At 47.9% G+C, this 26720-nt stretch carries 29 protein-coding genes; 3 read left to right on the plus strand and 26 right to left on the minus strand.

Annotated features, from left to right (window positions below):
* Positions 1 to 25 precede the first annotated feature (25 nt).
* The 14 genes from RQP18_RS10620 to RQP18_RS10685 form a co-directional block, all read right to left on the minus strand.
* Positions 26 to 2161: a Tex family protein gene (locus tag RQP18_RS10620; RefSeq protein ID WP_342387658.1), complete on the minus strand. Its 2136-nt coding sequence runs from the start codon at positions 2159 to 2161 to the stop codon at positions 26 to 28.
* A gap of 91 nt (positions 2162 to 2252) precedes the next feature.
* A complete protein-coding gene (gene sigB / locus RQP18_RS10625) occupies positions 2253 to 3029 on the minus strand; it encodes an RNA polymerase sigma factor SigB (RefSeq protein WP_040105920.1) in 777 nt (258 codons plus the stop codon).
* Positions 3004 to 3480, minus strand: coding sequence for an anti-sigma B factor RsbW (rsbW, locus tag RQP18_RS10630; RefSeq protein WP_342387659.1), 477 nt, complete (start codon positions 3478 to 3480; stop codon positions 3004 to 3006). Before rsbW ends, sigB begins: the two co-directional genes overlap by 26 nt.
* A gap of 1 nt (position 3481) precedes the next feature.
* Positions 3482 to 3808: an anti-sigma factor antagonist gene (locus tag RQP18_RS10635; RefSeq protein WP_040105922.1), complete on the minus strand. Its 327-nt coding sequence runs from the start codon at positions 3806 to 3808 to the stop codon at positions 3482 to 3484.
* Positions 3809 to 3889: 81 nt separating this feature from the next.
* The gene (locus tag RQP18_RS10640; protein ID WP_373446169.1) at positions 3890 to 4897 is read right to left on the minus strand and encodes a PP2C family protein-serine/threonine phosphatase; all 1008 of its coding nucleotides are present in this window, start codon (positions 4895 to 4897) and stop codon (positions 3890 to 3892) included.
* Positions 4898 to 4952: 55 nt separating this feature from the next.
* Positions 4953 to 5324, minus strand: a complete 372-nt coding sequence (locus RQP18_RS10645; protein ID WP_031545193.1) for a type II toxin-antitoxin system PemK/MazF family toxin — start codon at positions 5322 to 5324, stop codon at positions 4953 to 4955.
* A 236-nt stretch (positions 5325 to 5560) separates the two neighbouring features.
* Complete coding sequence (alr, locus tag RQP18_RS10650) at positions 5561 to 6712, minus strand: alanine racemase (RefSeq protein WP_342387661.1); 1152 nt, start codon at positions 6710 to 6712, stop codon at positions 5561 to 5563.
* Between the two features lie 11 nt (positions 6713 to 6723).
* Positions 6724 to 7071: a holo-ACP synthase gene (gene acpS, locus RQP18_RS10655; RefSeq protein ID WP_342387662.1), complete on the minus strand. Its 348-nt coding sequence runs from the start codon at positions 7069 to 7071 to the stop codon at positions 6724 to 6726.
* A complete protein-coding gene (locus tag RQP18_RS10660; protein ID WP_342387663.1) occupies positions 7068 to 7541 on the minus strand; it encodes a PH domain-containing protein in 474 nt (157 codons plus the stop codon). Before RQP18_RS10660 ends, acpS begins: the two co-directional genes overlap by 4 nt.
* On the minus strand, positions 7513 to 9033 hold the full coding sequence (locus RQP18_RS10665) for a PH domain-containing protein (RefSeq protein WP_342387664.1): 1521 nt from the start codon (positions 9031 to 9033) through the stop codon (positions 7513 to 7515). The genes RQP18_RS10660 and RQP18_RS10665 overlap by 29 nt, the downstream gene beginning before the upstream one ends.
* Positions 9026 to 9490 carry a PH domain-containing protein gene (locus tag RQP18_RS10670; protein WP_342387665.1) on the minus strand — a complete coding sequence of 155 codons (465 nt, stop codon included), beginning with the start codon at positions 9488 to 9490 and terminating at the stop codon, positions 9026 to 9028. Before RQP18_RS10670 ends, RQP18_RS10665 begins: the two co-directional genes overlap by 8 nt.
* A 134-nt stretch (positions 9491 to 9624) precedes the next feature.
* Complete coding sequence (locus tag RQP18_RS10675) at positions 9625 to 11142, minus strand: DEAD/DEAH box helicase (RefSeq protein WP_342387666.1); 1518 nt, start codon at positions 11140 to 11142, stop codon at positions 9625 to 9627.
* 84 nt (positions 11143 to 11226) lie between these two features.
* Positions 11227 to 11925: an alpha/beta hydrolase gene (locus RQP18_RS10680; RefSeq protein WP_342387667.1), complete on the minus strand. Its 699-nt coding sequence runs from the start codon at positions 11923 to 11925 to the stop codon at positions 11227 to 11229.
* Positions 11912 to 13267, minus strand: a complete 1356-nt coding sequence (locus RQP18_RS10685) for a UDP-N-acetylmuramoyl-tripeptide--D-alanyl-D-alanine ligase (protein WP_373446064.1) — start codon at positions 13265 to 13267, stop codon at positions 11912 to 11914. Before RQP18_RS10685 ends, RQP18_RS10680 begins: the two co-directional genes overlap by 14 nt.
* A 150-nt stretch (positions 13268 to 13417) precedes the next feature.
* On the opposite strand from RQP18_RS10685, the gene RQP18_RS10690 reads away from it, so the two are divergent.
* Positions 13418 to 14599: an FtsW/RodA/SpoVE family cell cycle protein gene (locus tag RQP18_RS10690; protein ID WP_342387669.1), complete on the plus strand. Its 1182-nt coding sequence runs from the start codon at positions 13418 to 13420 to the stop codon at positions 14597 to 14599.
* Positions 14600 to 14637: 38 nt separating this feature from the next.
* Here RQP18_RS10690 and RQP18_RS10695 read toward each other — a convergent pair whose 3' ends face one another.
* Entirely contained in the window at positions 14638 to 14787 is a 150-nt protein-coding gene (locus tag RQP18_RS10695) for an Lmo0850 family protein (protein ID WP_169738721.1), read from the minus strand.
* Between the two features lie 135 nt (positions 14788 to 14922).
* On the opposite strand from RQP18_RS10695, the gene cls reads away from it, so the two are divergent.
* Positions 14923 to 16404, plus strand: a complete 1482-nt coding sequence (cls, locus tag RQP18_RS10700) for a cardiolipin synthase (protein WP_342387670.1) — start codon at positions 14923 to 14925, stop codon at positions 16402 to 16404.
* A 64-nt stretch (positions 16405 to 16468) separates the two neighbouring features.
* Here cls and yidC read toward each other — a convergent pair whose 3' ends face one another.
* From yidC to RQP18_RS10715, 3 genes are all read right to left on the minus strand, one after another.
* Positions 16469 to 17344 carry a membrane protein insertase YidC gene (gene yidC, locus RQP18_RS10705; protein WP_342387671.1) on the minus strand — a complete coding sequence of 292 codons (876 nt, stop codon included), beginning with the start codon at positions 17342 to 17344 and terminating at the stop codon, positions 16469 to 16471.
* A 220-nt stretch (positions 17345 to 17564) separates the two neighbouring features.
* Complete coding sequence (locus tag RQP18_RS10710; protein WP_342387672.1) at positions 17565 to 18479, minus strand: LysM peptidoglycan-binding domain-containing protein; 915 nt, start codon at positions 18477 to 18479, stop codon at positions 17565 to 17567.
* A 465-nt stretch (positions 18480 to 18944) separates the two neighbouring features.
* Positions 18945 to 19532, minus strand: coding sequence for a single-stranded DNA-binding protein (locus tag RQP18_RS10715; RefSeq protein ID WP_342387673.1), 588 nt, complete (start codon positions 19530 to 19532; stop codon positions 18945 to 18947).
* A 191-nt stretch (positions 19533 to 19723) separates the two neighbouring features.
* On the opposite strand from RQP18_RS10715, the gene RQP18_RS10720 reads away from it, so the two are divergent.
* Positions 19724 to 20149: a YwpF family protein gene (locus RQP18_RS10720; protein ID WP_342387674.1), complete on the plus strand. Its 426-nt coding sequence runs from the start codon at positions 19724 to 19726 to the stop codon at positions 20147 to 20149.
* Here the strand turns inward: RQP18_RS10720 and fabZ are convergent, their stop codons facing one another.
* The 8 genes from fabZ to atpA all read right to left on the minus strand — a co-directional run bounded on the left by fabZ (position 20150) and on the right by atpA (position 26720).
* Positions 20150 to 20593: a 3-hydroxyacyl-ACP dehydratase FabZ gene (gene fabZ, locus RQP18_RS10725; protein ID WP_342387675.1), complete on the minus strand. Its 444-nt coding sequence runs from the start codon at positions 20591 to 20593 to the stop codon at positions 20150 to 20152. It lies immediately after the preceding gene.
* A gap of 4 nt (positions 20594 to 20597) precedes the next feature.
* Entirely contained in the window at positions 20598 to 20786 is a 189-nt protein-coding gene (locus RQP18_RS10730; protein ID WP_228311456.1) for a DNA-directed RNA polymerase subunit beta, read from the minus strand.
* Positions 20787 to 20798: 12 nt separating this feature from the next.
* Positions 20799 to 22091 (minus strand): UDP-N-acetylglucosamine 1-carboxyvinyltransferase, encoded by a 1293-nt coding sequence (gene murA / locus RQP18_RS10735; RefSeq protein ID WP_342387676.1) that lies wholly within the window; start codon positions 22089 to 22091, stop codon positions 20799 to 20801.
* A 77-nt stretch (positions 22092 to 22168) separates the two neighbouring features.
* Positions 22169 to 22396 (minus strand): DUF1146 family protein, encoded by a 228-nt coding sequence (locus tag RQP18_RS10740; RefSeq protein ID WP_342387677.1) that lies wholly within the window; start codon positions 22394 to 22396, stop codon positions 22169 to 22171.
* Between the two features lie 46 nt (positions 22397 to 22442).
* A complete protein-coding gene (locus RQP18_RS10745) occupies positions 22443 to 22850 on the minus strand; it encodes a F0F1 ATP synthase subunit epsilon (RefSeq protein WP_342387678.1) in 408 nt (135 codons plus the stop codon).
* 18 nt (positions 22851 to 22868) lie between these two features.
* Positions 22869 to 24281, minus strand: a complete 1413-nt coding sequence (gene atpD, locus RQP18_RS10750; RefSeq protein WP_342387679.1) for a F0F1 ATP synthase subunit beta — start codon at positions 24279 to 24281, stop codon at positions 22869 to 22871.
* Between the two features lie 22 nt (positions 24282 to 24303).
* The gene (gene atpG, locus RQP18_RS10755; protein WP_342387680.1) at positions 24304 to 25179 is read right to left on the minus strand and encodes an ATP synthase F1 subunit gamma; all 876 of its coding nucleotides are present in this window, start codon (positions 25177 to 25179) and stop codon (positions 24304 to 24306) included.
* Between the two features lie 26 nt (positions 25180 to 25205).
* Positions 25206 to 26720 carry a F0F1 ATP synthase subunit alpha gene (atpA, locus tag RQP18_RS10760; protein ID WP_342387681.1) on the minus strand — a complete coding sequence of 505 codons (1515 nt, stop codon included), beginning with the start codon at positions 26718 to 26720 and terminating at the stop codon, positions 25206 to 25208.

The raw sequence follows: 26720 nt of genomic DNA on the forward strand, positions 1-26720 counted from the left end.
GGTTATGAAACCGATTGGGATTTTTCTATTTCATGCTCAGTGATATCCTGCCTTTATTAGTATCCACATCCAGTACGGTTACATCCACAATGTCCCCGACATTGACGACCTCCATCGGATGCTTGATGAACTTGTTAGTCATTTTTGATATATGCACCAGACCATCCTGCTTCACCCCGATATCGACAAACGCTCCGAAGTCCGTCACATTGCGGACGGTACCCGAAAGCTTCATTCCCTCCTTCAGGTCTTCCAGTTTGAGGACATCAGATTTCAGCATAGGCACTTCATAGCCATCACGGATATCCCGTGTTGGTGCTTTCAGACTGTCGATGATATCGGACAATGTGGGCACGCCTATACCAAGTCTTTCCGCCGTCTGTTCCAGATTCATCTTCCGGACCGCTTCGGCCAGTTCCTTTGTGCCTATATCAGTCTGCTTCATTCCCATGAGATTCAGCAGCCGGTATGTCTCTCCATACCGCTCCGGGTGTATTGGCGTCCGGTCAAGTGGCTCCTCCCCTTCCGGAAGCCTCAGGAAACCGACACACTGCTCATATGTCTTTTCACCAAGACGCGGCACCTTCTTTATTTCATTGCGTGTTTTGAACCCCTTGTTTTCTTCCCGGTACTTCACGATGTTCCTGCTTATCGATGGTGACAGGCCTGCCACATGCTGGAGCAGGATATGGGAGGCGGTATTCACATTGACACCCACCTGGTTCACCGATGTCTCAACGACGAAATCCAGGGATTCATTGAGGAACTTCTGGTTCACGTCATGCTGGTATTGCCCGATGCCGATGGCTTTCGGATCGATTTTGACAAGTTCACTCAGGGGATCCTGAACCCTTCTCGCAATGGAGACCGCACTGCGTTCCTCCACATTGAAGTCCGGGAATTCCTCCCTCGCCACATCCGATGCGGAATAGACACTGGCACCCGCTTCATTGACGATAATGAATTGGACATCCAGATTCTCAGCTTTGACGATTTCACTGATGAATAGTTCAGTCTCACGGGAAGCTGTGCCATTCCCGATTGCAAGAAGTGTGACCCCATACTGTCTGATGATGTCCATGATCTTTTTCTGGGCCTGCTCTTTTTTCTCCTGCGGCGGATGTGGGTAGATGACTCCCTTGTCCAGAAACTGCCCCGCTTCATCAATTACAGCAAGCTTGCACCCAGTTCGGAATGCCGGATCGACACCGAGGATGACATGCCCTTTGAGGGGTGGTTGCAGAAGCAGTCTCTTCAAATTTTCTTCGAAAATGTGCACCGCATGCTTCTCGCTTGCTTCCGTCAGATTCTGGCGCACTTCCCTCTCGATGGATGGAATAATGAGCCTTTTCAGGCCATCCTCTATCGCCACCTCAATATATTTGCCGGTGGCTGAACCTTTCCTGATCACCTGGTTGCCGACATACCTTTTGAACCTGTCATTATCATAGTCGAATTTGACGGCAAGGACGCCGAGGCTCTCCCCCCGGTTGATCGCAAGCACCCTGTGGGGGACAATCCTATCGATTGGTTCGCTGTAGGAATAATACATTTCAAAGACGCCATTCGGGTCATCAGCCTTCTTCTTTTTAGCGGTGGTGAGATCTGCCGTCTCCCTGAACACCTTCAGTATATATGTCCGGTATTTTGGATTGTCCGAAACTTCTTCTGCAATGATGTCCTGGGCACCGCTGATGGCTTCATCGACCGTCTTCACTTCATCGGTGATGAACCCTTCTGCCCGTACTTCGATATCATCCGCCTGCTGTTCAAGGATTCTTTCGGCCAACCCCTCGAGCCCTTTTCTTTTCGCTTCGGTCGCCCGTGTCTTCTTCTTCTGCTTGAATGGCCTGTACAGGTCTTCCACCCTATTGAGGACCGTCTGCTTCTGGATGTCCCGCCTGAGCTCCTCAGTCATCAGTCCCTGCTCTTCGATGCGCCTGATTACTTCGGTTTTCCGCTTTTCCAGGCTTTCCAGGTAGGAAAAACGGTCGGATATGGACTTGATCTCCTGCTCATCCATCCCACCCGTCATTTCTTTCCTATAGCGGGCAATGAAAGGGACCGTATTCCCCTCTCCAAGGAGGTTCAATACGCTCCTGATGTATTTTTCCGGCTTGGCCACAGTGTTCCGGAGCTCTTTAATCAGCACTTCGTTCATCTAATCTCTCCTAGTTGCATTGTTGTATAATAAATTTGGCATATCCATTATAACATTAAAGACCCCACCCTTAGGGTGAGGCCCGGTTCGGCTATTCTTTTTCGCTTACTGCCTGGCGCAGTTTGTTAATGGCGGTCCGTTGCAGTCTGGAGACATGCATTTGGCTCAATCCGACACGTTCTCCCGTTTCTTTCTGGCTTAGGCCTTCCATGAAAGTGAACTGGATGATTTCTCTTTCCCTTTCGGAAAGGATCGGGAGGACCTTTTCAAGAATGAGGCGCTTTTCTGAAAGATCATAGTTGTCATCCGACTGTCCCATCACATCAAGAAGAGTGACTGTGGACCCGTCTTTATCCGCTTCGATGGAATGATCTACACTCAGTGCATTATAGCTCTGTCCCATCTCCATCGCCTCGAGTACATCCTCTTCGGAGACTTCGAGATGCTCGGCAATTTCGCTGATCTTCGGTGAACGCTCCAACCGGTTGGTCAGTTCGTCATTGGCATTTTTGATCTTCGGTCCAATTTCCTTGATTCTCCTCGGCACATGCACACTCCATGTCTTGTCCCTCAGATACCGTTTGATTTCACCTACGACAGTCGGTACAAGAAATGCCTCGAACCTTCTATCAAAGGAGGGATCAAATCGTTTGATTGCACCGAGCAGACCGACCATGCCCACCTGCACAAGATCCTCATGGTGACTCTGACCTTTTGAATATCTGTATGCAAGCGATTCGATCAGCTTCTGATAATGTTCAACGAGTCGAGCCTGCGCATCCGGGTCTTCATCTTCCTGATGGCTGCGAATCAGTGCATTGATATCCTCAGCTGTAAGCCCTCTATCGATTGACGATTGTTTCTCCATTCAAATGCACCTGACTTTCATTAATAAACTTCGTCATACTGATTGTGACACCAGGGTCTTTTTTAAGATAGACTTCATCCATTAATGTTTCGATCAAGAATAGTCCCAAACCTCCTTCTCTCAAGTAGTTCACGTTCTCATCTTCAGAATAGGGGCCAAGCTCTTCCTTGACTTCTTCATAGTTGAAGCTCTGACCATGATCGGCCACGATGATTTCCACTTTATCACTGTAGATTGCAAAGCCGATCAGCACTTCTCCTGTTTCGTCTTCCCCGTATGCATGCTTGACGGCGTTTGTAACCGCTTCTGATACTGCAATCTTCGAGTCTTCTATCTGATCGTAACTCGCGCCCGCTCTCGACAGGACGCCAGAAAGTGTCAATCTTATCAATCCAACGTATTCTGCACTGGATGGAAATTTCATTTCAATATAATCATACTGCTGTGGCATTCTATTCAACCTCCGAAGCTTCATTGATATGCATCAGATCTCTGAGTCCCGTGATTTCGAACAGTCTGAGAATCCTCTTGGACACCCCTGTCACATACATCTCCCTATCATGCTGATTGAGATCTTTCAATGTACCGACAAAGATTCCCAATCCCGTAGAATCCATATAGCTTACATCTGTAAGATCTATTCTTATGTCATGACTCCCTGATTGGCGGATCGGTTCCAGGACCTTCTGCAGTTCAGGCGCCGTATAGACATCGAGTTCTCCTTCAAGTACTACTACATATTCCTGTTCCTTCTCCGTTGCATCGATATTAATGTTCATAACAGCCTACACTCCCATTCAACTTGTATACATAAATCCTTTGAATTTTACCCGCTCATTTGCGGGATAAACATGATTTCTTCAATTTTTATTATTTTTTAATATGAAAAGAGTCAAATCGTCCTTCTTATGCGGGTTTTGGATGCGCATAAGTGATTCATAGATGTACTGGACGATATCCTGCGGATGGTAATCCTTCACCTGACGGAGCATGTCCTTGACATCTTCGAAGTCGATGAACGTATCGTCATGTTTCCTGAGTTCGGTCACACCGTCCGTAAAGACGATGATCATGTCCCTCGGTCCCATTTTGGTTTCCTTCTGTTCATAGCGGGCATGCTCCTTTACACCCAGGACGACACCTTTCGCATCAATTTCTTCGAACTCATCCTCTTCGTAGCGGTAGATGAGTGCCGGCTCATGGCCAGCCGATGAATAATAGAGCAGATCCGTATTGTGGTCGTATAGACCATAGAACATCGTGACGAACATATTCTGGTTCACGTTTTTCTCGACCACCCGGTTCAGCTTTCTCAGGCTGTCACTCGGCAGCTGGGAATAGCCGTAGGAATCCATGCCGAACTTGATCATGCTCATCGCAATCGCCGCAGGTATCCCTTTGCCGATGACGTCCGCCACAGCAAAACTGAGCATGCCGTCCCTATGGTCTATGATGTTGAAGTAGTCTCCGCTCACTTTTCTTGCGGGCACACTGATGGCACCGAGCTCCATGGTTTCGAAGGTGGGGATTTCGGTTTTGAGCATCGTTTCCTGCAGACTGGATGCAACATCCATCTCCTTGTCATGGATTTCAAGCTTGTTCATCATGGATTTGTAGTCCCTGTATGTAAAGCCGAAAGAAATGATCACTTCCTGCAGTATATCCAATGACTTCTTCATGAGTGCTGCATCATCGATGCCCATGTCGTCGAGCAGTTCGATGTGAAGTGACACGATTTCCTCCGGAGAAGCATCCATTTCGATGACTTCTTCACTGAAAGTCTGGCACTGGTCTATTGCGTCACCCTGCTCTTCTCCATACAGGTACAACTCGATGATATCTCTGTAGTTGCTAACAATATTATCAATATACGTCATGTTCGTCACCTCATACTGAAAAAAGACTTTTGCGTACAAAAGTCCATCAGGATTTAGATTGGGATTTCTTGGATTTGGACGGCATGAGATCCAGACTGATCATCAGTGCCTTGTCCACTTCCTTCATCTTATCTTCGTTCAAATATGTAAGCTTTTCCCTTAGTCTTTTCTTGTCCACTGTGCGTATCTGCTCCAGAAGAATGACCGAGTCTTTGTCCAGGTTATATGTATCTTTCGAAATTTCCACATGCGTCGGTATCTTCGCCTTGTTGATCCTGCCGGTGATGGCGGCAACGATCACTGTTGGGCTGTGATAGTTGCCGACGTTGTTCTGTATGATGACTACCGGCCGCTTGCCTCCCTGCTCTGAACCTTGCACTGGTGATAGGTCCGCAAGATATACTTCTCCTCTTTTCATCTATTCACCATCTTTACTATAAACGAGGAAATCTTCGTTGCACTGCCACGCTTCACACTCTAGGTCGTGATTTTCGGACGCGATCGAAAGATTAATCTCACTCATTTCTGTATATCCGTGTTCAAGAGAAAGCTCCATGCTGCTAAATAATGTCATATTCGTCATTACCAGACCACTCCCCAGTCACATCGTTAAACTTATGATAATGATAACATTTATAAATAATCTTTACTAGTTTATTTTAAAACTTCATTATTAACGGGGGTTGCAGCTTCTCCTTCGTATATGCGCGGAAGCCGCCTCGAGAGCATGCACAGGGACTCATACGGAATGGTATCGACATAGTTGCTGTAGGACTCCATCGACTGCTCCGACGACCTGTCGCGGACGATGACATGCACCTTCTCTCCTGCTTGTACCGTATCCGGTACTTTGGTCATGATGTAGTCCATGCACACTTTACCGATCACTGGGCAGGAAGTCCCATCACCGAGTGCCACCCTGTATCCTGTACGTGCTCGCAGGAAACCATCTGCATAGCCGATGGGCAGTGTAGCGACCCTGTCGCCCGCTTCAGCATCGTATTCAAGCCCGTAGCTTACACCTTCCCCCGCTTCCAGCACATGGACATCCACCACTTTAGTTGTGAGCGCGACCGATGGTCTGAGATCGACGGAGGAGATCTCCCGGATATAATCCGAAGGATAGTAGCCATAGAGGGAAATGCCGACACGGATGGCATTGCAGTAGCCGTCATCAAGACGGAGTGCCCCTGCAGAGTTCTGTATATGGACAAACCTCGGCTTCCGCACTTGGGAAGTGATCGCTTTGAACCTGTCATACTCCTTGGCGTTCTGCTCAGAATCGATATCTGCAGAACTGAAATGGCTGTAGATGCCTTCATATACGAGATGTTCAGAACCTTCTATCATATCGATCATCTGACCGATCTCTTCCGGGTCGGAAGTTCCCAGCCTGTTCATACCGCTGTTCACCTTGATATGGATCCATACTTCCTTGTCATCCATATCCATGACGTTCGACTGGGCTTCCCTGAGCCAGGCGAGATTCGGTGCAGTGATTGCCACACGATGCTGGATGGCCTTGTTGATGTCCTCGGGGTTGATCGGTCCGAGCACCAGTATCTTCTCCTTGATGCCGTGCATCCTCAGTTCGATCGCCTCATCCAGTGTTGCGACTGCAAAAAACTCGGCGCCACGTGCCGAAAGATATTCAGCTACTGCTGTACTGCCGAGGCCATAGGCATTCGCTTTTATTACTGCAATGAACATCTTATCGGGATGCAGTTCTTTAATGGCCTGATAATTGTGGTGTACCGCCTCCAGGTCGACTTCTACTACGGAATCTCTATAATATTTTTCTGACATATCCGTGCTCCTTATCTTTCAATTATGACTGTGGCCACAACGTATGCTCTGGAATGCGAGATGGATACGTGGGCATGATGGTCATTCAATATATATGGTCTTCCATTCGTGTCACTGAGACAGACGATATCCCTGAAGGCAGCAGCGCCTCCGATGCCTGTTCCCATAGCCTTGCTGTATGCCTCCTTGACTGCAAAACGCCCTGCGAGGTACTCCATCCTTCTTCCTTCATTGGAAAACTGTTCGTACCGCTCCATCTCCTCGGGTGAAAGGATCCTTTTCGAAAGCCTGTTGTCCCTACCCTCCACACGCCTGATGCGCTCGATTTCAATTATATCCGTTCCCAGCCCTGTAATCATGTTGTCCGCCTCGTATTCTCATTGATCAGTTTTCTTATCTCATTGCGTATCGTATCCGCTTCATCCGATTCCAGTTCCGGAATGTGGATGCGTTCTGCTGAAGTCTTCAGAGTGACTCCCTTGAGGCCATACCGCTTCATCAGCGGGCCGACCGTCGTATCGATGTTCTGCACCCGGAACAGGGGCACTGCATGCTTCTCCTTGAAGAAAATCCCCTGATGGATCCTGATTTCGTCCTCTGATACCTGGAAGCGAAAATACTTATACTTCAGCATGGGCAGCAGCCACACATGCACCAGGACAATATAGATGAAGATGATGAAAAGGACGAGAGAAATCCACCACGGAAACCAGTCCCATACGAAGAGTGACAGGATGAGTGCCGTCACCGCAATCAGCAGATCGACTGCCGCTACAATGCCTTCACGGATCCGCCATACTTTAATCGCCTTCGGTGAAATCTTCTCCATCCCGATACCCCCTTTCTGCCCATTGCCATATCCTTTCGATGTCCTTCCTGTCGATGAATTTGATGGTGGCACGTGAACCGAGCATGCCGGCGGCGGTCACCAGTGTGATGATTCCGAGTTTCGCCCGGTGGAGGAAAGGATTGAACACCCATTCCGCTTCAATCAGCTTCTCATGCTTGATGACATAGTGCGAGCGTTTGAAGAAACCGGCCGTCATCAGATTGATTTCATCATCCCTTATCGCATATCCACTGTTGTATGCACTGTATATGCCGGATGCCACAAACACCACTATCAGCACCGTACCGGCAATCCATGCATAGTCGAACCAGAAATACTGGACCACCGAAGTGATGACGAGGACCAGGAATGTGACAACCTGGAAATACCTTCTATAGCCACGGAACGGCACCTTCCTCTTTGGAACCTCCACATGATAGTTCGGAAAGATATGGTCGACGATTCCGTACAGACGGTCCTTCTTTATGAAGGGCAGCAGCTCCACTGTACCATCGATATCCTCGCTATCCAGCGAGTCGCTCGTGATCGTGACGGAAAGGGAATAGTAGCCGATCATCCTCCTGATGATCGAATCCTTGATGATGATGTTCTGCACCCTGTTGATATTGACACTCTGATGCTTCTTTTCAAGCAGGCCATATTCGACAACCAGGTCGTCATGCTTCATCTTCAGGGTATATCCATAGTATTTCACCGTCAGAATGAGGATCCCTATCGCGTAGCCGACGATGATGAAAAATCCTATCGCCAGGCCCATCGCCAGTGCCAGATTCCTGATGGCACCTTCAAAGTATTCGAAGTAGCGTTCAATCAGGAAGTTCGCCCCAATCAGATTGAGGAAACCGAAGACCAGGGCAAGGAAGGTGCCCAAAGCGCCGCTCGTCATGCTCATCAGCAGCAGTGACTTGCCGTCCATGCGGTAGAGGGTGTCGAAACCTGCATCCTTCCTGCTGTCCGCTTCCGCCTCTGCCCGCGGCCACTCGCTGTATGCCCCGATTTCGACGGTCTCCTCCAGATAGGATTTTTCATCGTACAATATATCCTGCAGGGACTCCGCCTGGGACTTTTTCATCGTGTCGATCTTGATGCCCTCCCCGGGTGTGATCACCTCAAGCTTCACTGCACCAAAAAGTCTGTGGAAGATCGGTTCGCTGAAGTCGATCGACTGGATCCGTCCGATATCCAGCTCCTTCTCGTGGTTCGTGATGACGCCATCCTTGTAGATGAACTTGCCATCTTCAATCCAGAACCTCGTACGGTACTTGTTCAGAAAATCCATGCCTCCGAAAAGGACGAGGGCGAGGATAAAGATTCCCCCGGCAATCAGTATATACCTCAATGAAATGTCCCCGGACATCAGGACTTCCCTTGAGTTGAACAGGACGATGATCAGGGGGATCCATAGATTCTTGATGCCGTTCACCAGACTGCCGAGATAGGCGATGGGATGGAGTTTCTGCGGACTATACATCTGTATGCTCCCCCTTCACAAGCTCGATGACCTCTTCTTTCAGAATGGCGGCCTCATCCTTTTTGAGAGGCGGCATCAGAAGGCGTGAACTTGCGGTGCTGACTTCCAGCAGGGCGAGATCATACTTTCTTGAAACGGGTCCTGTGGAAAGTTTGGCACCCTGTACGCGCCTCACAGGTACCATCTTCGTCGACACCCTGAAGAAGCCTTTTCTGACGATGATATGGTCCTCCTTCAGCCTATAGCGGGTTACCCTGCAGTAGACCAGCGGACGAATCACGATACCGATGATGAACAATATGGCGAGCCACAGGGACGCACTCCAGTATATCCAGTGTGAAAGCCCAAAATAAAAGGCGGCAGCACTTGCCAGGATAGCGGCAAATGCCCATATGAGGAATGTCCAGAAGAACCGCACCCTCATATAGTGGACGACATCATCATGTACTTTTTTCATATTTGCCCCCTGTATGATTTCCTATGTATTACTTATACTTTAAAGTAAATGCGCACAATGTTCAATTATACCAACGTAACATTTTAACAATAAAAAAGCATCCTCTGCCCCTGAGGGGTGAGGATGCTGAAGCATTACTTGATATGATCTTTGAAGGTACGGCCGCCCTGGCTGCGTTTCTGGCCGCCCTGAGGCTGACGGTTGCCGCCACCCTGGCGCTTGTTGTTGCGTCCGCCTTGACCGCCCTGGCCGCCTTGGCTGCGTCCTTTGCGGAATGGCTTCTTGCCACCGCCGCCTTGACCTTTGCCACGGCGCTGTCCGCCCTTGCGTGTCAGAGGCTTCTCGAATGACAGCTGGATGCTGTCTTCGTTTCTGCTGAACAGGAATTCATTGAGGATAGCCGCTACGACTTCCTTCGCTTCGCCCTGCTCGAGCAGACGCTCGGCCGTCTCAAGTGTATGCGTGTTCGTATTTTCGGATTTCCATTGTTCAATCTTATCGAAAATTTCTTTCTCGCGGGATTTCTGTACTTCTTTCTTAAGAGGCGGTCTGAGAGCAGAAATCGTCTTCTTCTTCTCATTCTCGATCATTCTCAAATAATCCATCTCTACAGGATTGACGAATGTGAGTGCCATACCCTCTTTGCCCGCACGGCCTGTACGTCCGATTCTGTGTGTATAGCTTTCGGCATCCTGTGGAATGTCGAAGTTGTATACATGGGAGACACCGGAGATGTCCAGTCCTCTCGCTGCAACGTCCGTTGCCACGAGGATATCGAGTGCATTATTCCTGAACTTCTTCAGAACTTCCAGACGCTTCGATTGCGTAATATCGCCATGAAGCCCTTCAGCACGGTAGCCTTTGGCAACAAGTGCGCCTGTCAGTTCATCAACACGGCGCTTTGTACGTCCGAAGACGATTGAGAGTTCCGGCTGATGGACATCGAGGAAGTCCGTGAAGACTTCGAGCTTCTCAAGCTCTTTTACAATGGTGTAGTGCTCATCGATCTGGGGATCGCTTGCACCGCCCTGGTCCATTGTCTTGACGATGCTTGGGCTCTTCATGAAGCGTGTTACAAGCTCCTGGATCGCTTTCGGCATCGTTGCGGAGAACAGCAATGTCTGTCTGTCGTCCCCAGGGATCTCCGACATGATGAACTTGACATCATCGATGAATCCCATGTTCATCATTTCATCCGCTTCGTCCAGAACAAGCGTCTTGATGCTCTCGAGCTTCAATGTTCTCCGCTTGATGTGGTCGATCACACGTCCTGGTGTACCGACAATGATTTCCGGCTTCTTCTTCAGATCTTTAATCTGGCGGTCGATGCTCATGCCGCCAAATATGACGGATACACCGAGTTTTTTGTATTTGGCGAATTTCTTGAGCTGCTCGCTCACCTGAACCGCCAATTCCCGTGTCGGTGTCAGAATCAACACCTGTGTACCTGCCTGCTTCTCTGTGTTCTCTATAATAGGAATACCAAACGCACCTGTTTTACCAGTACCAGTTTTGGCCTGTCCAAGAATGTCTTTTCTTTCCAGAGCAAGTGGAATGCTCTCTTCCTGGATCGGGGTTGGTGTATCGAATCCTATATCTTCCAGTGATTTTAAGGTTTCATCACTGACACCTAATTGTTTAAAAAACTTCAAATTAGAGTCTCCTTTGACTATTCGTTCTTTTTTTCGTTACGCATAACTTCTCAATATTAACATTTCCAGACTAAAAATACAAGCCTACTTCTCATTATTGAATAAAAAGCGTTCTGTAGTGATGTTCAGTTCCAGCTGGTTCCGGTCTGTAAAGGCAAACAGATGCGGGGCGTCTTCAATGAGTTCCAACGTGGCATGGGGCATCTTTTTTGCCAAGTCCACACTGGCTTCATAGGGAACGAGCAGATCCAGCGTTCCATGTATGATCAATGTCTGCGACTGGATATTCTCGACCCCTTCCTTCTTCGTCTCCACAATGGTTTTGAATTCCTGATAGGCGCGGAACGGAATATCCTTGAGGCGCTTCTTGATCTTCTGGTACAGTTTCATCTTCATGTGTTCACTGAAATGGCGCGGGGTGAGATTCAGCCGATTCAACTGGGAAAGTTTTATATGCTCGAAGGCCGGAGCGATGAGCACAAGCTTGTCGACCGGTTCATGCTGGGCGATGTGGCTGGCGAATACCCCTCCCATCGAGAAGCCGATGATGTGGACCCGGTCGACACGCTGCTTCAGGTTCCGGTACGCATTGAGGGCTTCTTCATACCATTCGTCCCCGGTCGCCGACTTCAGGTCCAGTATGGTACCGTGCCCCGGATATACCGGGAACTCATACTCGAAATCGTAACGTGATTTCAGGTAGTCGAACAACGGTTCCAACTCGTATCTTCCTCCCGTATAGCCATGAAGAAAAAGTATTCCAATCGATTTAGATATAGTCATTCACCCTCTCCAAAGCCATGCCTCTGGATCCTTTCAGCAGAACCACGCTGTCTTCGGTCAACACCTGCTGCAGGTGTTGTGCCAGATCCCCGATTTCCCCGTAGTGATGCTTCCCTTCCACCTCTGCTTTTTCATGGATGGTTTTCGCCGCTTCTCCATAGGTGAGCAGATAGTCGAAAAAATATGGAGCATCATTGATATGCTGTGCCACTGACCTGTGGAGTTCATGCGAATATGAACCGAGCTCCAGAATATCTCCGAGCACGAGTATCCTTCTGCCCGCCTCCATCCGCCCTACTGTGTCGATTGCACTCTTCATGCTCGACGGGCTGGCATTATAGGCATCGTTGATTATGGTCGCACCGCTTGGATGGCGTGTCTGCTCCATCCGCATATCCGTTACAACCAGATTATCGAAATGACCCTTCACTTCATTGATATCAAGGCCTGCCGCTTCTGCAGCGAGAAGTGCAAGCGTGGCGTTGGACGCATTATGCAGTCCAAGCTGGGGGATGCGCACTTCGATATCGAGCGGATGGAGTCTAAAGCGCGTACCCTGGTCCGTCTGACGGACATTTGCTATCTGCAGATCATTCTTTCCGCTCTCGCCTGCTGAACGCACATTGTAGGATGCCTCCCGGTCCACAATATTTTCAAGGAGCGGATAATCCCTGGAGTAGATGAAAGTGCCTGCTTCCTTCAATCCATCCACTATTTCATACTTGGCCTCGGCAATGTTCTCCCTCGATCCCAGCTTTTCGATATGGGATTCTCCGACATTCGTGAGTATGGCGATATCCGGCTTTGTCATCCTGCTCAGGAAGTGGATATCACCTTTGGCATCCATGCCCATTTCAAGTATCGAGATTTCAGTGTCCCTATCCAATTGAAGAATGGTAAGCGGCAGACCGATTTCATTGTTATAGTTTCCAATCGTCTTTTTCACCCTGAAGTGTGGAGCGAGCAGGCACTCCACCATATCCTTGGTGGTTGTCTTCCCATTCGATCCTGTGATGGCGATCACTTTTGGTGAAACTTCCTGCAGATAGCCGCGTGCAATATCCTGCAGGGCCACCAGTCCGTCCCCTACATGGATGAGTGGCAGATCCGGATCGACAGCCCCCGGCTCCTGCTCGGTCAGGCTCAGCGCCGCCCCGGCGCGGAAAGCCTGTTCTATGAACCGGTGACCATCGACATGTTCCCCCCTGAAGGGGATGAAAAGGTTGTTTTCCCCCAGTGTCCGTGTGTCGATTGATACACCTTTGATGCTTTCGCCCTTCATGGCCTCTGCACGCATGTTCATTTTGCCATCACACAGTTCAGCAATTTTTTCAATTGACATTTCAATCATAAGACTCGTCCAACTCCATCAATTTTTTGTATTGGAAATTATTTTTAATCCGGCTGTATTACTATTGGATAAACACACTGACTTTATTATAAAATAGTGTATACTAAATGTCATGATTTCTATATGGGTTAGGTGAATTTTTTGGATAAAAACCAAAGCTACAAAAGACAGAATACCAATATATTTTCAAGGATCGACTGGACCCTCGTCCTGCTGGTCCTGCTGCTTGGGGCCATCAGTGTCCTCATGATCCGATCAGCGATGACCAGTGGCCAGTACAGCACCGATTTCAGCGTACGCCAGATCGTATTCTATGGTCTGGGTTTCATAATGGTCTTTGTCCTGAACTTCATTCCAGTCAGATGGATCAAGCAATACGTCTGGGTCATCTACACTCTTGGCGTATTGTCGCTGGTCATACTGTTCGTCGCTCCGGTTTCCCCGGTGACACCGATCATCAATGGGGCGAAAAGCTGGTACCAGTTCGGATTCTTCAGCATACAGCCGTCAGAAATCGTCAAGATCATCTACATACTCACCCTGGCCTATCTGATCAGCCAGCACAATAAATACAAATTGACGAGTGACCTGAGTGTGGATATCAAACTGCTGTTCAAGATCCTTGCCGTATCGGTTCTGCCCATGCTGTTCATACTGCTGCAGAACGACCTCGGAACAACACTTGTCATGATGGCCATACTATTCGGCATGATCGTCGTTTCCGGCATCAGCTGGTGGCTGATCATCCCGGCATTGGCAGTTGCCCTCACTGTGGGAATTGCCCTGATTCTCGGCATCATCTATCGCCCGGATATTCTGGAACGCTATCTCGGCATCCATCCCTATCAGTTCGAGCGGATCTATTCCTGGCTGCGTCCGGAAGAATACGTCACAGAAGGCGGCTTCCAGCTCAGCAACTCATTGAAAGCAATCGGCTCGGGCGGAATTGATGGCAAGGGCTTCAAGGATGGCATCGTCTATATCCCTGAAAACCATACCGATTTCATATTCACCATCGTCGGAGAGGAATTTGGTTTCATCGGTGCAACCGCAATCATCGTACTTCTGTTCATGCTGATGCTCCACCTTTTCCGGATTGCCACTGTAGTGCCGGACAGCTTTTCGTCCTATTTCATCATAGGATACCTGTCCATGCTGATATTCCATGTATTCCAGAACATTGGCATGACAATACAGCTCGTGCCCATCACCGGACTGCCGCTTCCCTTCATCAGTTATGGTGGCAGTGGCCTGTGGGCGAATATGCTGGCCATCGGCATCATAATGAGCATCTATTTCTACCAGTATCGCCAAAGGGCATAAAAAAGCCGCAACCTGAGTGACTCGGGTTGCGGTTATTTTTAGATGTTCTGTTCTTTCAATCGCAATTTCTCTTTATGTGCAATACGATTCATAATCTCGAATCTTGACCTCGAAACCTTGACTTTGACTCCGAGTTCACTCAGCATCGTGACGACTTGCTTGACTTTGGAATGGTCGTTGCTATGCATAATGACACTCCTTCAATTACAGCTTATCTTCATTTTACCCTTATCTCAAGTAATTATCCATATAATTTGGAAAATAAATATTACAGAATTTCAAATATTCATGGTTTATAATAGAATGAAGGTGAGGTGACTTCCATGGAATGGTTTATATTCGATTACTTGCTTAATACGGGGATACTTGGGATTGCAACATTGATTACCTTCGGCATCAATTTCCTGTTTGCCATTGGTCTGATCTTCCTCGAAAGAAGGAGTGCCCAGAGTGTCTGGGCATGGCTTTTCGTCCTGTTCTTCCTCCCCATCATCGGCTTCATCATCTATATATTCTTTGGTCGCAAGATATATAACCAGCAAATATTCAAGGTGAATGAAGAGGACAAGGTCGGGCTTGAGCACCTGGTGGATGATCAGCTCCACGAATTGCGCGATAACAGCATTTCATTCTCGAACAGGGTGATGGATAAGCACAGAAAAATCATCCATATGCTGCTCTACAACAACCAGTCTTTTCTGACCATCAACAATTCGATCCGCACTTTTACCGACGGCAGTGATAAGTTTGAAAGTCTTTTGGAGGATATCCATAACGCACGGGATCATATCCACTTCCAGTACTATATCTTCAAACTGGATGGCATTGGACAAAGACTATATGAAGCACTGCTCCAAAAACAGCAGGAAGGTGTATCCGTGAGAATCCTCTATGATGATATGGGATCCCGGGCACTGAACCTGCGCAATTTTAAGAAACTGAAGGATGCCGGCGGTCTGGTTGAGGCTTTCTTCCCGAGCAAGCTGCCGTTGATCAACCCGAGGATAAACAACAGGAACCACCGCAAGATTGTGGTCATAGACGGCACGATCGGTTATGTTGGCGGATTCAATGTTGGTGATGAATATATCGGTTTGAACAAAAAATTCGGCTACTGGCGGGACACACACCTCAGAATGGAAGGCAATGCCGTAAAATCATTACAGCTGCGTTTCATGCTCGACTGGAATTCCCACGATAAACGTAACAATATGGTCAGGGAAGACCGGTATTTCCCGGAAATGGACTACTTGGGAGACACACCGGTTCAGATTGCATCCAGTGGACCGGATGAGAAATGGGAGCAGATCAAATATGGATATCTGAAGATGATCTATAGTGCCAAAAAGAGCATCCATATACAGACACCCTACTTCATCCCCGACCAGTCTTTCCTGGAAGCACTGCGCATCGCCTTGCTGAGTGGCCTCGAAGTCCACCTGATGATTCCGAACAAGCCCGATCACCCATTCGTCTATTGGGGGACCTATTCCAATGCGGGGTCGCTGCTTGAGATGGGCGCACAAGTCCATATCTATGAAAAAGGATTCCTCCATCAGAAGACCATCATGATCGATGATGAAGTGCTGAGTGTAGGTACGACAAACATCGATGTGAGGAGCTTCCTGCTGAACTTTGAAGTGAACGCCTTCATCTATGATGAAAAGGAAGCCACCCAATACCGGCGCATATATGAAGACGATATCAAGGACTGCTCCCTTCTGACGAAGGAGAAATATGCAGCACGCAGCAAGTGGATTCGGATCAAGGAGGGTATTGCCAATCTGATATCTCCAATCCTTTAAAATATCATGCAGACAAAAGAGGCCCGATATCAATAAGATATCGGGCCTCTTAAAACATTCATACTTATGCTTTGTTCTTCTTCTTGCGCTTCTTCTTGGGCATCACTTTTGCATTTTTGACGCGTTGTTCCTTTTCAGCTTTCTCACGTTCATGTGCTTCAATGATCGGCGCCATTTCTTCGGCCACTTTCTTCCTGTAGAAAGTGTTGCCCGCCCAAGTCTGGAAGATCAGGAAGATACCACCGACAGCCCAGTATAATGGGAGCGCTGAAGGGGAAATCAGGGAAATCCAGATGATCATTATCGGCGAAATATACATGAACAGCTGCATCTGCTTGCGCTGTTCCGCCGGCACGAACTGCATGGATACATAGGCTTGGCCGGCATACACGATACCAGCAATCGCAACCATGAAGAAGTCCACTTCAGTCAGATTCATCCAAAGGAATTGTGGATATTCTGTAATGCCACCTTCTGAAGGCCACCTGAGGGCGAAGTACAGTGCCATGACGACCGGCATTTGGATGACGATCGGCAGACAACCCATGTTGAGCGGATTGATGCCGTGCTTCTTGTACAGGGCCATCATTTCCTGCTGTGCTTCCATCTTCTCTTCCTGCGTAGTAGCGACTTTTGTCTTCTTCTGGATCTCTTCCATTTCCGGTTTGACAATTTTCATCTTCTCGCGCATCATCATTTGATTCTTGTATGTACGCATCATGAATGGGAAGATTGCCAGACGGACGATCAGTGTAATGATGATGATCGCCAGACCATAGTTATGGTCCAGATTATCCCCGAGCCAATGAAGCAGTGAATCCATCGGCTGTACGAATGTGTTAAAGAAAAAGCCATCTCTATTTTCTTCCTGAGAATAGTCGCACCCGGAAAGTACCAGAACCAGGCCGATCATTATCGGAAAGAGCCATTTTTTACTCATTTCTTCACCTCAATAATTTGTCTCACATAAGAGAAATTGTAACATAAATGAATGTCTAAAAAAATCATTTTCTGTACCCTTGTAAATAATAATATAAACATACCCGAAATCACTCACAGAATAGTCACTATTTCGTTCATGATTTCCACCCTACAGTAATGCTTCTATTCATGAAAAAAGACCCAGCTTCTGCTGGGTCTTTGAAATTAATGGTTGAAATTTATAGTCTTGAACCACATACAGGCCAAGGTTGAGCTCCTCTTTGGTCGAACAGGATCTGAGCCCTCTTCGTCTGTTCAGCTGCGGACGCCTGGGAAGGCAAGCCGCTTCCGCCTACAGACTGCCAAGTTTGAACATCAAACTGGTAGAGGCCGTGGTAGAGGCCGTTGGAGCTTACAACACTTGCATTTCCGCTGGATTCACACTGTGCAAGCGCGCCCCAGTTCTGACCACTGGCATTGCTTGAAGTGGATGTAGACTGGTTTTGAGCTTGAGCCTGGTTGCGCTGCTCACGTTCTTGTGCAGCCTGTTCTGCTGCACGCTCTTCAGCTGCTCTTTGCTCTGCTGCAGCCTGCTCAGCCGCTCTTTGCTCTGCTGCCGCTTGTTCAGCCGCACGCTGTTCTGCTGCCTGATCCTGTTCGGATGGCTGTGCAGGAGCCTGATTCACTTGTTGAGTTCTTTCAACTTCCTGAGTTTCCTGGACTTCTGGAGTTTCTTCAACTTGTGGTGTTTCCACTACAGGTGCCTGTTCTACACTATTACCTGATACCGCAAGTGTCTTGCCTGCAAAAATCAGATCTGAAGAAAGGTTGTTCCATGCTTTAAGGTCGGAAACTGTTACATCGAACTTCTGAGCGATTTCAAATAGAGTATCGCCGGATTGGATTTTATATACACCGTCTTCTGCTGGAGCTTCAGTGTTCTCTTCATTGTTCACTTGAAGAACCTGACCTGGCAGAATGAGGTTGGATGATAGATTGTTTTCGGATTTGATTGCTTCTACTGTTGAGTTATTTTCATGGGCGATTTCGGAAAGTGTGTCGCCTTTGTCCACTGTGTGGCTTGCTGCTTCTGCGCTGTATGCCAGAGTTCCTGATACCGCAATTGCTGCACCGACTGATAGTACTTTTTTCATAGTTAAAATTTCCTCCCATTAATCCCTTACAAATTGGATGTTTGTTTTATCAACTGTTTAGTACTATATCAGATATAAACATTTCATAGGTTACAGGAATATAAAATGTGGAGCGCTCTTTTACAGCCATATTACAGAAAGATTTCTCGACATAATATAATATCGCAACAAAAGTATAATTTTATATATTTAAATGGGTAGGTTCCAATAAATGGTTTTAGACTGCTTTAAAATCCCTATGGGACAGGGTTCTTTGCACTTCTTCATTACTCGATCAAAGATTTGAATAGTCAGCATTATCTGATAACCGTAATAATTTCTATATATTATGTAATAAAATAATTTGAAACTATATCTTTACAAGACAAAAAAGCTCTGCATCAGGCTTGACCGCAGCGTTCAGCCTTACACAGAGCTTGGTGAGTAGTGTGAGTGTAGAATATAAATTGAGTGGTGTGCATGTGTTCAGGCAAGGGCTTTCGCTTTTCTGTCGTGATTATCCTTGTTCGGGCTGTCTTGTGTTCCCTCGGCTCCCGGAACTGACTTGTCACTATGTTCATTCAGGATTTTCTCCAATGGTTCCAGATGGGTGTCTTTCGCTCCTGTCATTCGGCTGCTTTCCGTATTTTTTTCCAAAGTGTGGACAGATCTTTCCCCGATGTAATCCCAATGGTCATAATGCCTTACTGCATCACTTATCATTTTGGAAGGGTTGACCATATCCTTCTGGTCCTTTATCTTGTCCGGCAGGCACTTTACATTCTCTGCCCATATTTCCATCCTGTACTCCTTTTCCCCTTCAGACGTAGTATAGACTGTCGTAGCCACCTGGCCACTGACGCAGAGTATGTCCCCTTCTTTTGATTCAGAAAGTACTTTAGGTATCGCTTTACCGAAAGCCTTGCAGTAGATGAAATGCAATTCCTTTGGTTTTCTTTCGTCTTTGGGAACTCTGACTGTTGCTATAATGAATGAATTGATGCTTCCATTCGCCGTTCTCTGCAAAGTGACATTCCGCACAAGTTCTCCTACAAGCAGCACTTTATTCATCATGTCTCCACCCCCTTTCTGACTTAAAGATATAGGGACGGGGAATTTTTTGCAAAACACGGAAATTTGATTTTACGCCCATTTTCTTTACAATTGGAATATATCCGACTCCGATTAACGTTATAATGGTAGGAACGACTGTACATTTATACGTTTTTTGATGGTTTGCATCTATTTTCGAAAGGGGAATTCAGATGAAGTCTTTTAAAGTTGTGGAATTGAAACTTGAGCACGAAAACAATTTCATTATCCTGGATCTGATCGACGGCATCATCATAAATAAGGAAAAGCAGGAGGACCCGTGGCTGATTGAAATTTCAACATCAACCGATTTCAAGGACATACTCGAAGAGCTGGTTGGCACTGAGCTGGAATTGCTTGTGACTATTACACGCCACTCAAACGAACCTGCCAGGTTCAAGGGCACTTTCAATGAAATGAATGAAATAGATAATGCATTATCCCTGATCTTTAATGGAAAGATCATCGTCCAGGGCCCCCATTATGCCGAAGACCTGTTATCCCATCTTCTTGATGAAGGCTACGAGCAGGAGAAGCTGCTTAACGAGTTCAAGGCGATGATGGAATCGAAAGCTGAAATAAAAACATCCGATGACTAACTAGTCATCGGATGTTTTATTGTCCTGTATTGCAAAAGTGATTTCACATTTGCATGCGATTTCGCCATTAACAGTTGCGATGGCATCACCCTTGCCGATCGGGCCCCTCAGCTTTGTGATTTCCACTGTGAGTTCCAATGTGTCTCCAGGCGTCACCTGTCTTTTGAACTTGCATTTGTCAATGCCGGCAAAGAAAGCAAGTTTGCCTTTGAAGCGTTCTTCCTGCAACAGGGCTACAGCGCCAGTCTGTGCAAGTGCTTCAACGATGAGCACCCCTGGCATCACAGCGTATTCAGGGAAGTGGCCTTGGAAGAATGGTTCATTCCCGGAGACCTGTTTGATGCCTGAACATCTGACACCCGGTTCTATCTCGGTCACCCTGTCAATCAGGAGAAACGGGGGGCGATGCGGAATTACCGCCTTGATCTGGTCGTACGTCAGCATATTATCATTCCTTGGTCATATTTATGATGTGTTCCCATGTTTCTATACGGAATACTTCCATAGGATTGTCCAGAATGCCATACCCTATCATCAGCCCTCCGAAGAAAACGATGATGGCGATATAAATGAAGAGCAGGATTCTGATAATCAGTGGGAACCTGCGGTGGACTAGCTTTTTTGATTGCTCGGCCATAAAACTACCTCTTTATTTCGAAGATGTCACACTATCTTGTGTGGAACGTTCACCTGTTCGTTCGATGTCAGCGCCAAGCTGTTCGAGCTTCTTATGAAAATCGACATATCCACGATCAAGGTGCTTTAATTCAGTAACTACAGTATACCCTTCTGCAACCAAACCTGCAAGAATCAGGGCAGCTGCCGCCCTCAAGTCCGTCGCCTTCACACGACCGCCGGATAACTTCCTGCCGCCTTTGATGAATGCGTGGTTCTCTTCCACTGCGATATCAGCATCCATATTCCGGAACTCGTTGACATGCATGAATCTATTTTCAAAGATGGTCTCGGTGATTACACTTGTACCATTCACTGTAGCAAGCAGTGCCATCATCTGGCTTTGCATGTCAGTCGGGAAACCGGGATGCGGCAATGTCTTGACTCTGATGGGTTTCAGCTGTTCCGCCGGTATGACACGGACGCTGCTTCCTTCCTCTTCGATGCGTACACCCATCTCTTCAAGTTTGGAGATGAGTGCTGTAAGGTGATCGGGAATGACGTTGTTAAGGACAATCTCACTTCTGGTGATGGCGCCGGCTATCATGAAGGTCCCCGCTTCAATCCTATCGGGAATGACGGTATGGTCCACACCTTCCAGAACCTCTACACCTTCAATCGTGATATGGCCAGTGCCCGCGCCTGAAACACGGCCTCCCATGGCATTGATATAATTGGCCAGGTCTTCGATTTCCGGTTCCCTTGCCGCATTCTCCAATTCTGTCACACCTTCGGCCAGGCTTGCAGCCATTACCAGGTTTTGTGTTGCTCCTACGCTCGGAAAGTCGAGGTAAATCTTAGCCCCTTTCAGGCGTCCTTCAACGTTTCCTTCGAAACTGCCATCCACCGTGCGGAAGGTCGCACCCATCTTCTCAAGTCCTTTGATGTGCTGTTCCACCGGTCTGGAACCTATGGCACAGCCACCCGGCATAGCGACATTGCAATACCCATACCGGCCCAGTAGAGGGCCCATGACGAGCATGCTTGCACGCATCTTGCTTACCAGATTGAATGGAGCATCACAGCTCAGTTCTCCAGTCGCATCGATGGTGACCGTCTTGTCCCCCACCTCCACTGAAGCACCCAGGTGATTCAGCAACGCGCTCAATGTGCCTACATCGGAAAGATTGGGTACATTATGTAGCCTTGATACCCCTTTGCCTGCAAGCAGTGATGCAGTCAAGACCGGTAGTACGGCATTTTTGGAACCTTCTATTTCAACAGAACCCGAAAGTTCATTTCCACCTTTAACAATTATAGAATCCATTTCACTCACTCCATACTTTTACTTACGATACACTATTCACTATTCTAAAGATGTATAAACATGTTTGTAAAGCAGAATTAAAATAGCAGGGATGCTTCCTGTACGAGTCGGAAGAAATCCATGATGAAATTACTGAGTGCGCTTCCTAAAAGTACCGCAGCAAGTATGAGGAACAGCCTGATCCGTCCTGTTTCGCCTTTTCTGAACCAGCTGTCGATATTCAATGCCCCCAGCACCCAGAAGGTGAAAATGACACAGAGCATATGCAGGACGATATGCATGAAGGCCAATTGGGAAAATAACATCTCATTCACCTACTAAAAAACCCGGGCAGAAGCCCGGGTAGATTTATTAACCATGTTTCGATACATCCAGTCGATTGGTTGCGCGGCGCAATGCCAATTCAGCACGATATCTGTCGACTTTTTCGTCACGCTCCTGCTGAAGCAGGGCTTCAGCACGTGCTTTAGCTTCCCTGGCACGCTCTGTATCTATATCCTCTGCGAACTCGCCAGCCTGCACCAATACTGAAACCTTTTCAGGACGTATTTCTACAAAGCCATCTGTCACTGCAAAGTATTCAAACTGGCCATCTACCTTTGCTCGCAGACTGCCAATCTTCAGTGCAGCAACCGTCGGGACGTGGCCGGCCATGACACCGATCTCACCCTGTTTGGTCTGGAGTATAATAATTTCACAGTCCTCTTCAGTGAATACGGAACCGTTTGGTGTAACTACATCCAGTGCAATTGTACTCATTTGCTAACCCTCCCGATTTTAGACTTCTACGCCCATCTCACGTGCTTTATCAAGCACATCGGAAATGCCGCCGACGAGACGGAATGCATCTTCCGGGATATGATCGTATTTGCCGTCAAGTATCTCCCTGAAGTCGCTGACAGTCTGTTCCACTGGAACATAGGAACCTTTCTGGCCTGTGAACTGTTCGGCAACGTGGAAGTTCTGGGAAAGGAAGAACTGTATACGGCGCGCACGTGAAACCGTTCTTTTATCATCTTCCGACAGCTCGTCCATACCGAGGATCGCGATGATATCCTGAAGTTCACGATACTTCTGGATTGTCGCCTGGACGCCACGTGCAACCTCATAGTGCTCTTCGCCGACAACTGCCGGTGTCAGGGCACGGGATGTGGAAGCCAGAGGGTCCACCGCCGGGTAGATACCCATCTCGGAAAGTTTACGCTCAAGGTTTGTCGTTGCATCAAGGTGTGCGAATGTCTGAGCTGGTGCCGGGTCAGTATAGTCATCCGCTGGTACGAATACCGCCTGGATGGAAGTTACTGAACCAACACTCGTTGATGTGATACGCTCCTGGAGCTGACCCATCTCTGTTGCAAGTGTCGGCTGGTAACCTACTGCCGAAGGCATGCGTCCAAGCAGGGCTGAAACTTCTGAACCCGCCTGGGTGAAACGGAAAATGTTGTCGATGAAGAGCAGTACATCCTGTCCTTCTTCATCACGGAAGTATTCTGCCATTGTAAGACCGGACAGCGCCACACGCATACGTGCACCTGGCGGCTCGTTCATCTGGCCGAATACCATCGCAGTTTTGGCGATAACACCGGAATCGCTCATTTCATAATAGAGGTCGTTCCCTTCACGTGTACGTTCCCCTACACCGGCGAATACGGAAATACCGCCGTGTTCCTGTGCGACATTGTTGATCAGTTCCTGGATAAGAACCGTCTTGCCTACTCCAGCCCCACCGAAGAGGCCGATTTTACCACCTTTTGTATAAGGTGCCAGAAGATCTACTACTTTGATACCTGTTTCAAGGATTTCAACATTTGTTGTCAAATCTTCGAACTTTGGAGCCTGACGGTGAATCGGATCTCTTCTTTCAGATTCAGGAATCGCTTCTCCAAGATCGATATGCTCACCAAGTACGTTGAATACCCTGCCAAGTGTCACCTGGCCGACAGGTACAGTAATCGGGCTGCCTGTATTTGTAACTTCAGTGCCACGCTTCAATCCGTCTGTCGAACTCATCGCGATTGTTCTTACGACGTTGTCTCCAAGGTGGAGTGCGACTTCAAGAGCGAGGGCTTCTTCTTCTTTTCCTTCATCAAAGTTGATATAGAGTGCGTTGTTCAGTTCCGGCAATTTGCCTTCTTCGAAACGCACGTCAACTACAGGTCCCATGACTTGAACCACTTGACCTAAAGCCATTCGATTTCCTCCTAGTCATTCTTTATTCAAGTGCAGATGCACCGCCGACGATTTCTGTTATTTCCTGAGTGATCGCAGCCTGTCTTGCACGGTTATATTCTAATGATAGATCGTCTACCAATTCTTTCGCATTATCAGTCGCAGCCTTCATCGCTGTCATACGGGCAGCGTGCTCGCTTGCCTTCGCATCCAGAAGCGCACCATATACCAGACTCTCCGCATATTGGGGAAGGATGGTTTCAAGAATCGATTCCTTGTCCGGTTCGAACTCGTATGTGGCCAGGTTTGATGCCTGTGTCTGATTCGCCGTATCATCTTCGGATAGCGGCAACAGTTTTCTTGTGGACACCTTCTGCTCGAGAACGGAGACGAACTCGTTATATACGATATACAGTTCATCGATGTCCTCGTTCGAGAACTGTGCCACCGACTGTTGGGCGACTTCCTTTACGCTGCTGAAGCTTGGCTGATCTTCCAGCCCAATACGATGGTTCGTAATATTATAGCCGCGGTTCTCCAGGAATTCGTATCCCATCCTTCCGATAACGAAGAGGTCATAGGAATCCGGATTGTCATTATGGCGCTCTCTGATCTTGCCGGTGATTTCCTTAATGATGTTCGCATTATAGGGGCCCGCAAGACCGCTGTCAGATGTGATGATGACATACCCAGTCCGTTTTACTGGACGTTCTCTCAGCATGGGATGGGAACTCGTGTTATCCCCGGAAGCTATCGCTTGGACAGCTTCCTGGATCTTATCCATATAGGGTTGGAACCTTCTGGTATTCTCTTCCGCCCGTCTGAGCTTGGAGTTCGAAACCATGTGCATGGCGCTAGTGATCTGGCTCATCTTTTTGGTTGATCCGATGCGACCTTTGATTTCTCTTAATGAAGCCATGAATTCACCACCTTATTCTATATTCATCATCCCTGGTCTGAAGGATTGAATAGCTTCTTGAAGCTGTTTATTGCATTTACATATGCTTCATCGTCCGGAAGCTGTTTTGTTTCACGAATACCTTTGAGCAGTTCAGGTTCATTGGAATCAAGCCAGCTGAGGAATTCATCTTCGAATCGTGTAACATCTTCAACTGGAATCTCGTCCAAATGACCATTTACAAGGGCGTAGAGGATTGCAACCTGGCGTTCCACTGCAAGCGGTTTGTTCTCACCCTGTTTAAGTACTTCAACAGTACGCTTACCACGCTCAAGCTTGGCAGCTGTCGCTTCATCAAGGTCGGAACCGAACTGTGCGAAAGCTTCCAGCTCACGATAGGCTGCAAGGTCGAGTCTCAAAGTACCGGCAACCTTCTTCATCGCCTTGATCTGTGCCGAACCACCAACACGGGATACTGAAAGGCCGGCGTTGATTGCAGGTCTTACACCTGAGAAGAACAGGTCGGACTGCAGGAAGATCTGTCCATCGGTGATGGAGATCACGTTCGTCGGTACAAAGGCACTGATGTCCCCCGCCTGGGTTTCTATGAATGGAAGCGCAGTGATGGAACCACCACCGAGTTCGTCGTTCAGTTTGGCTGCCCGTTCGAGCAGACGGCTGTGCAGATAGAAGACGTCACCCGGATAAGCTTCACGGCCTGGCGGACGCTTGAGAAGAAGTGACAGTTCACGGTAGGCAGCTGCCTGTTTGGTCAGGTCATCATATACGATGAGTACATGCTTGCCATTGAACATGAATTCTTCTGCCATGGACACACCCGCATATGGTGCGATGTAGAGTAGTGGTGCAGGCATTGAAGCACCAGCGGAAACTACAATTGTATAATCCATTGCGCCATTCTGGCGCAGTGTTTCAACTGTGGAACGCACTGTGGATTCCTTCTGTCCGATAGCAACATAAACACAGATCATATCCTGGTCTTTCTGGTTGAGGATCGTATCGATCGCTACTGTCGTCTTACCAGTCTGACGGTCACCGATGATGAGCTCACGCTGTCCACGACCGATTGGAACAAGTGCGTCAATCGCCTTGATGCCTGTCTGAAGTGGTTCATCGACGGATTTACGGGCCATTACGCCAGTTGCTGGACTTTCAATCGGTCTTGTTTTTGTCGTACCCATCGGTCCCTTGCCATCGATCGGCTGTCCCAGTGGATTAACCACACGGCCGATGAGTTCTTCCCCTACAGGCACTTCCATGATACGGCCTGTACGTTTGACTTCATCGCCTTCTTTAATATCATCATATGGACCGAGGATTACGATACCAATATTGTTTTCTTCGAGGTTCTGGGCAAGACCCAGAACGCCGCTAGGAAATTCGAGCAGTTCTCCAGCCATAGCATCATTCAAACCATGAGCAAGTGCGATACCGTCACCAACCTGGATGACTGTTCCCACATCAGATACTTTCATATCAGCTTCATAGTTCTCGATCTGGCTTTTCAAGAGAGCGCTTATTTCGTCAGCTTTAATTGCCAT

Origin of the sequence: Salinicoccus sp. Bachu38 (assembly GCF_038561955.2) — a bacterium.
In the GTDB taxonomy this organism is placed as follows: domain Bacteria; phylum Bacillota; class Bacilli; order Staphylococcales; family Salinicoccaceae; genus Salinicoccus; species Salinicoccus bachuensis.